The organism is Cyanobacteriota bacterium (assembly GCA_025054735.1).
Lineage (GTDB): Bacteria > Cyanobacteriota > Cyanobacteriia > SKYG9 > SKYG9 > SKYG9.
In genome coordinates, this window is the sequence record JANWZG010000221.1 from 1 (window position 1) to 6,524 (window position 6,524).

General features: G+C 49.5%; 7 protein-coding genes. 2 read left to right on the forward strand and 5 right to left on the reverse strand.

Features of this window, described 5'->3' with window-relative positions; all coding sequences use genetic code 11:
- Window positions 1–848, reverse strand: an 848-nt coding sequence (locus tag NZ772_11470; GenBank protein MCS6814164.1) for a TldD/PmbA family protein, incomplete at its 3' end; no start/stop codon positions are given.
- Window positions 849–1,021: 173 nt separating this feature from the next.
- Here NZ772_11470 and NZ772_11475 point away from each other — a divergent pair.
- Complete coding sequence (locus tag NZ772_11475) at window positions 1,022–1,936, forward strand: CoA-binding protein (protein ID MCS6814165.1); 915 nt, start codon at window positions 1,022–1,024, stop codon at window positions 1,934–1,936.
- Window positions 1,937–1,959: 23 nt separating this feature from the next.
- On the opposite strand, the gene NZ772_11480 is transcribed toward NZ772_11475, so the two are convergent.
- Together NZ772_11480 and NZ772_11485 are read right to left on the reverse strand one after the other, a co-directional pair.
- Window positions 1,960–2,577, reverse strand: a complete 618-nt coding sequence (locus tag NZ772_11480; protein MCS6814166.1) for a class I SAM-dependent methyltransferase — start codon at window positions 2,575–2,577, stop codon at window positions 1,960–1,962.
- Window positions 2,578–2,587: 10 nt separating this feature from the next.
- Window positions 2,588–3,328: a 2-phosphosulfolactate phosphatase family protein gene (locus tag NZ772_11485; GenBank protein MCS6814167.1), complete on the reverse strand. Its 741-nt coding sequence runs from the start codon at window positions 3,326–3,328 to the stop codon at window positions 2,588–2,590.
- A gap of 185 nt (window positions 3,329–3,513) precedes the next feature.
- Between NZ772_11485 and NZ772_11490 the strand changes: the two genes are divergently transcribed.
- A complete protein-coding gene (locus NZ772_11490) occupies window positions 3,514–4,098 on the forward strand; it encodes a thioredoxin family protein (protein ID MCS6814168.1) in 585 nt (194 codons plus the stop codon).
- A gap of 89 nt (window positions 4,099–4,187) precedes the next feature.
- Here NZ772_11490 and dnaA read toward each other — a convergent pair whose 3' ends face one another.
- Both dnaA and NZ772_11500 read right to left on the reverse strand, forming a co-directional pair.
- Window positions 4,188–5,546 (reverse strand): chromosomal replication initiator protein DnaA, encoded by a 1,359-nt coding sequence (gene dnaA / locus NZ772_11495; protein MCS6814169.1) that lies wholly within the window; start codon window positions 5,544–5,546, stop codon window positions 4,188–4,190.
- Between the two features lie 438 nt (window positions 5,547–5,984).
- The coding region (locus NZ772_11500) for a DUF933 domain-containing protein (protein ID MCS6814170.1) at window positions 5,985–6,524 on the reverse strand (540 nt) is incomplete at its 5' end.

Genomic DNA, 6,524 nt, shown 5'->3' on the forward strand with positions numbered 1-6,524 from the left:
TCGTAGATTTGCAGAAATTCTGGCCCAAAGCGGCGACCTAACTCCATCACTTCCAGCAGGTCAGGGTTTTCGTAGGCCATGTCTGCTTCAGAAAGGTGGCCGAATGCTTCATGGACAAACAATCCTGACAGAATCGGATCAATAACAACAGTGTAAATATTGCCCTTCACTGGTTGCAAGCTTAGGGCATCTACTGCTCGCTGAGCTGCGCTCCGCACTTGATTGTCTAAGCCTAGCAGGTCTTCATAGGCTCGCCGAGATCCTACAGTTTCTCGCCCTGTCTGTACGGTGTCGCCGTTGCGGGCAGTAGCTGCAAATCGCATTTCCATGTCAACCCAGCTTTGTTCTAACATTGTGCCTTCAGAGGTAGCCAAAATCACGCGCTGAGTGCTGTCGCCATAGCGTACTGAGGTAGTTGCGATACGAGCATCGAGACTATGGAGAATGTCTGCATAGTAATCACACAGTTGCTTTTTCTGTTGAATGGGAATTTGACGGGGATCAGTACCTGTGAGGGGAATCGTGCAAGTGTCTTGAATCACAGGAATTGACGCCAGGATGGTTTCGTCGTCTCCTACTAAGCGGGCAGCCGCGATCGCCTCCTCGACGTGGGTTTTCAGGGAAGCCAAACGGCTAAAGCTAGAAAACCCCCATCCCCCCTTATAGCAGGCTCGCACTTGGCCTCCGATGGAAAAATCTTCACTTAAGGTTTCAACACGATCGCCCCTGAGCAAAATATTAGTGCCCTGTGACTCCTCTAAGCGAATTGCTAGATAATCCACCCGATGGCGATAGCGAGTAATCAAGTCTGACAATAGGTTGCTAACATCTGCAAGTTCTGTAGCCATGACAAGCAAATAATCTCTTACCCTGTGGTGTTGAATCTTCTCGTCAGCATAACAATAAAAGTAGCGTGTAAAAGTAGCTTGTATGGTTTTCATCCTTCGTGAAATCACGCTAAGGTTATGCAATGTCTCTGCACGAATTAGCAGGGGGTTGGCATGGTGTCAAAAATTTTGGTATGAACATTACCTCAACAAGCAAGGTACTAATCCAGGGTTGTCTGGAGCCGCTCGCTAGCATTCACATTCCCTTAATGCAGACCTATGGCACGAATTTGGTTGCAGGTGTGAGTCCAGGATCTGGCGGACAAACTATTCACGGTATACCTGTGTTTGACATGGTGGAGCAAGCACGGCCAGTGGTTGGGGACATTGACATCAGCATTCTGTTTAACCACCCCTATCGACTACTAGATGCGGCCCTAGAGGCTATAGCAGCCGGGATTCGCCACATTATCATTGTGACGGAAGGAATGCCGCCGCTAGATGTGGTGCAATTACTGCATAAGGCTGATATGACTGAGACGATCGTGTTAGGGCCAAACTGTCCGGGGTTAATTATGCCAGGACAACTCTTGCTGGGCACCTATCCAACAGCGGTTTATCAGCCAGGTTCCATTGGCATTATCAGTCGCTGTGGTACCTTGACCCATGAGGTAGCTTGGCAGCTAACCCAAGCAGGCTTGGGACAGTCGATCGCCGTGGGTATTGGTAGCGGCGCGATTGTTGGCTCATCCTTTGCCCAATGGCTACAAATTCTCGATGAAGATGACAGTACCGACGCGATTGTCTTGGTGGGTGAAATCAACGGTGAGGGTGAAGATATTGCTGCCCAATATGCCGAAGATATGATTGATAAACCTGTGATTGCCTATCTAGCTGGGCACAGACTGCCCCAAGCAGCTACCTTAGCCCACAGCAATAATGTATTGACCTCTCACCTAGCAGCCTCTCGCTACCCTATCCTGGGGAACGTCACCGTTAGCCCTGTCACCCGTAAACTCGCCGCGCTCAAGCAAGCAGGCATTCCGGTTGCTCAAGATCCGTCAGAAGTTCCAAATTTAGTCAAGGCGGCTCTCGGCGCGACAACGTGACCATAGCGGTTCCTGCAGCCCGTCTATAGGTTCTTGGTAGCAATCCCTTTATAGAAATAGCCAATTACTTCAGGCAAGGTAGGGCAGGGAAAATGTTCCAGGGTAATTTGCTGAAAACAGGTTGCTACGAGGTCATGGATGGCACGATCAAGATGACAACCATCGGCAATTACTCGTTGCAGAGGGGTGAGACGACGCTGCCAAACTTGCACTTTGGGATTGCTGCTAAGGCCGTGCTCGACAAACAAGAACTGCCCACCCGGCCTGAGCACACGATATACTTCGGCAATAGCCTGGTGCACGTTTCGTATACTACACAACGTCCAAGTGCTCACCACACTATCAAAGCTGTTATCAGCCATGGGTAATTGTTCACCATTTAACACCCGATGGTCTACTGTGAGGGATGACTGCTGCACTCGCCGCTGGGCAATACTATGCATTCCAGGGTTAGCATCGATCGCAGTTAAACGCTGCACATGGGGCGGATAGTAGGCCAAATTTAGCCCAGTACCAAAACCGATTTCTAGCACATCACCACGCACATTAGCCAACAGGTCACGGCGATAGTTAGCTAGCTCAGAGCTAGACATCGACCAGTCCATGAGTCGAGGCAAGAGGAACTGTGTATAGAGATTCATGGTGTTTTCATCAGGCTACATAGCGCACCAATACCCCTGGCTCTCGCTGAATGGGCAGAACATCCACAGAGTCCATTTGCACACAATATTCTAGATCTTCGTGGCACTGTAGCCGGAGGAGGCGTTGACCATGACTAGCATAGTGCATTAGCTCCAGCAGACGATCCTTCCACTGAGTGTAGAGCGCGATCGCCCCTACTACTTCGTCGTTGCCAATCATTGCCTCTGGCGGCTGCCCACTTAGCGTTGCAAATGCATAGCTAATGGCTCCTGCACAGATTGTATCCTCCAACGAAAAACTGCCCTCCCAACCTGACCCCACAATCCACACGGTTTCAGGCTGGACAGCAGCCAAGTAGTTCACAACTGCGTGGCGATTAACAAGTGCCGCCGTTAACACGGTAGCGGCTTTTTGAATTCGAGTTAAGCAGCGGGTGCCATTGGTGGTGCTAATAAACAATCGTCGTCCTTTCATCAGTTCTGGTGTGCAGTCTAATGGTGAGTTACCAAGATCACAGCCCTCTACCTTAGAGCCACCCCGCTCCCCTGCCCGAACTCGCTGTTCGGGTGCCCATTGCTCACTAACAGCCATTAACTGCGCCATATCGCTAAAGACCTGTACGGCTTCAGCACCGTGAGCTAGGGCTGTGGCGATCGTTGTGGTTGCCCGCAACACATCTACTGCAATTGCACAATCAGGCCATTTACCCTCAGGCGCTAGTTCCGGCGTGTGGTAGACAAAAACTTTCATATTGCAGGATTGACCTCAGCACAAATTATTAAGACTGATTACGTTGCAACTTACTTTACCATTGTCAGTAGGCAAGCAATGCCTTGGACTTAACTATCACAGCGATAGATTAAGTTCCCGCAATGTTTACTATCGTGTGAGCCTATCAGTTTAACAGTTAGTTCGAACATAAAGGAGTTGATGTCATGGCAAGAACAGCCTCTACGATGTTGGAATTGGGTACTAAGGCTCCCGATTTTCAACTTCCTGATGTAGTGTCTGGTAGCACAGTTTCCTTAGCTACCTATGCGGATAAAAAAGCGCTATTAGTGATGTTTATTTGTTGCCACTGTCCCTACGTAAAGCATGTTCAGACTGAACTGGCCAACCTAGGGAAAGACTACGCTGACAAGGATATTGCGATCGTGGCTATTAGTGCTAACGATGTCGAGAACTATCCTGACGATTCCCCCGAGAAGATGAAAGCGATGGCTACTGAGCTAGGGTTTACCTTCCCCTTCTGCTATGACGAAAGTCAAGAAACGGCTAAGGCTTACACGGCTGCTTGCACTCCAGACTTTTTCTTGTTTAACCGCGATCGCACCTTAGTGTATCGGGGACAGTTGGATGACAGTCGTCCGGGCAATGATATTCCCGTTACGGGCAAAGACCTACGAGCAGCAATCGACAACTTACTAGCCGACCAAGCGATCGATCCCAATCAAAAGCCCAGCATTGGCTGCAACATCAAGTGGAAACCTGGCAACTCCCCTGCCTACTACAGCGCTTAGGCCCATTTAGCCTACGTTCTAGGAAAGCTCATGGTGAGGACTCAAGTCCTCACTATAAAAGCACCCAGTCCTTGCACTTAGCCCTTGACCTAGCGAGAAGAGCCGATGCGCTCACTGAGTTGGCGAATAGTCTGAGCAAAGGCAGCATCACTGGCTTTGAGTTGATTTACCTTTTCACAGCCGTAGAGTACAGTGGTGTGATCCTTACCGCCAAACTCGTCGCCGATTTTAGGCAAGCTTAGATCCGTGTGCTGTCGCATCAGATACATGCCAACTTGCCGTGCTCGGCTAATTTCTTGACGGCGAGAGTTGCCCCGCATGTCTTCGATCGTCACCCCAAATGCCTCCGCCACAATCTCCATTACTGCTCGTGGAGATGCCTCTACTTTTTCCGCAGGTGGGTTCAGCACAGGGGCAATATTTTCGACTGTCATGGGCAAGCCAGAAATCGAAATATATGCCACGGCCCGAATCAGTGCGCCCTCTAGCTCCCGAATGTTGGAGGTATAAGTGGTAGCAATATACTCAATCACATCCCTGGGTAGGCGAATATTCTCGTAGCTAGCTTTCTTTTGCAGAATAGCCATTCGAGTTTCTAAGTCTGGAGGCTGGATATCGGCAATTAGTCCCATAGAAAAGCGAGAGCAAAGGCGCTCTTGCAAGCGAGGAATTTGATTGGGGGGACGATCGGAAGCTAATACCACCTGTTTGCCTGCGGCGTGTAGAGCATTGAAGGTGTGAAAAAATTCTTCTTGGGTATATTCCTTGCCTTCAATGAACTGAATATCGTCAATAATCAACACATCCACAGCGCGATAGTATTCCCGAAAGCTTTCTCGGCAATCGTTGCGGATAGCAGTAATCAACTCATTGGTGAACTGTTCCGTAGAGACATAGGCCACCTTCGCAGTTGGTTGAATCTCTAGGCGATATTGCCCAATTGCCTGCATCAGGTGAGTCTTGCCCAGCCCAACTCCACCGCAGAGAAACAGGGGATTAAACTCCCGCCCTGGAGACTCCGCCACAGCTAGAGAAGCAGCATGGGCCATGCGGTTGTTAGCTCCTACCACGAACCGCGTAAAGGTATACTTGGGATTAAGTTCGGCCTGAGCACGGGGATGTGAGGTGACAGGCACCGGACGCTCCACAACAGGCGGCTGAAATAGGGGGGCACTAGGCTCGCTATCAACATCTTCATCCTCAGCCGTAATCATCTGGATTTGGATCGCATAACCTACTACTTCTGCGGCTGCCTCCAATATGGTTGACATGTAGTTTTTTTGCACCCAGTTACGGACGTAGGAGCTAGAGGTACGCAAGATCAAGCAGTTATCCCGGAACTGCTCAGGAATAGCGGGTCGGATCCATGTTTCTAATGTCGGACGACTTAGCTTTGATCGTAACCTCTCGACGATCTGTTCCCATAGCTGATTGGGAGCACTCTCCACAACAACCTCCACTGCCTGCCCACAAACTACCATAAACGTGATACCACCTTATACTGGGTCAGCATTTATCCGTCCGCTGCCCCGCACGACATCTTTTGCACCACACCTTCTGTAATGCAATCTATCAGTCTATTTCCCTCGACGACAAGCCAACCTTACTGCTGCTGTGATTTAACCCTAGTGACTTAATCATAGGTTAGGGCCTAACCCTTAGTAGCAGAGATTGTAACAATGTTCGATCGACGTGGATCTGACTAACAGTGATTATTACCACTGCAATTGGATGATAAACCAGATTCTGGGAACTGTACTCTACTCTATATAGCGTGACTCTAGCAAGTTCTTTTCAGAAAACACTATGTATAGTTTCCTAACCGTTGCTCAGTCCATAGGACTAGCCTGGGCAACAGGTACCAGCAATAGATACCAGAGAGGCACTTAAACATTGAATCGGAAGAGCATAACATCCCCCTCTTGGACAATATAATCTTTGCCCTCACTCCGCACCAGCCCCTTTTCTCTAGCTGCACTCATGGAGCCAGATGCTACCAAATCGTTGTAGGCAACTGTCTCTGCCCGAATGAAGCCTCGCTCAAAATCTGTATGGATCACACCAGCCGCCTGAGGAGCCGACATCCCCGCCCGAATCGTCCAAGCGCGAGTTTCCTTTGGCCCGGTTGTGAAATAGGTTCGTAAGCCGAGCAAATCATAGGTAGCACGAATCAAAGATTTCAGGCCGCCTTCACTCACACCCAACGACGCTAAAAACTCGGCCCGCTCTTCCGCAGACAAATCAATTAGCTCTGATTCTACCTGGGCTGACACTACCACAACTTGGGATCCTTCTGATGCTGCGATCGCCTTTACCTGCTCAACCCATGTATTTCCAGTTGCTAAGTCATTTTCCAAAACATTAGCTGCGTAGATGACTGATTTACGGGTCAGCAATCCTAACGGCTTAATCAACAGCTCTTCCTC

What these genes read in the sequence shown, in the direction of transcription:
- NZ772_11475 (MCS6814165.1), top strand. Translation starts at nt 1,022, where the DNA reads ATGAACATTACCTCAACAAGCAAGGTACTAATCCAGGGTTGTCTGGAG.
- NZ772_11480 (MCS6814166.1), bottom strand. Translation starts at nt 2,577, where the DNA reads ATGAATCTCTATACACAGTTCCTCTTGCCTCGACTCATGGACTGGTCG.
- NZ772_11485 (MCS6814167.1), bottom strand. Translation starts at nt 3,328, where the DNA reads ATGAAAGTTTTTGTCTACCACACGCCGGAACTAGCGCCTGAGGGTAAA.
- NZ772_11490 (MCS6814168.1), top strand. Translation starts at nt 3,514, where the DNA reads ATGGCAAGAACAGCCTCTACGATGTTGGAATTGGGTACTAAGGCTCCC.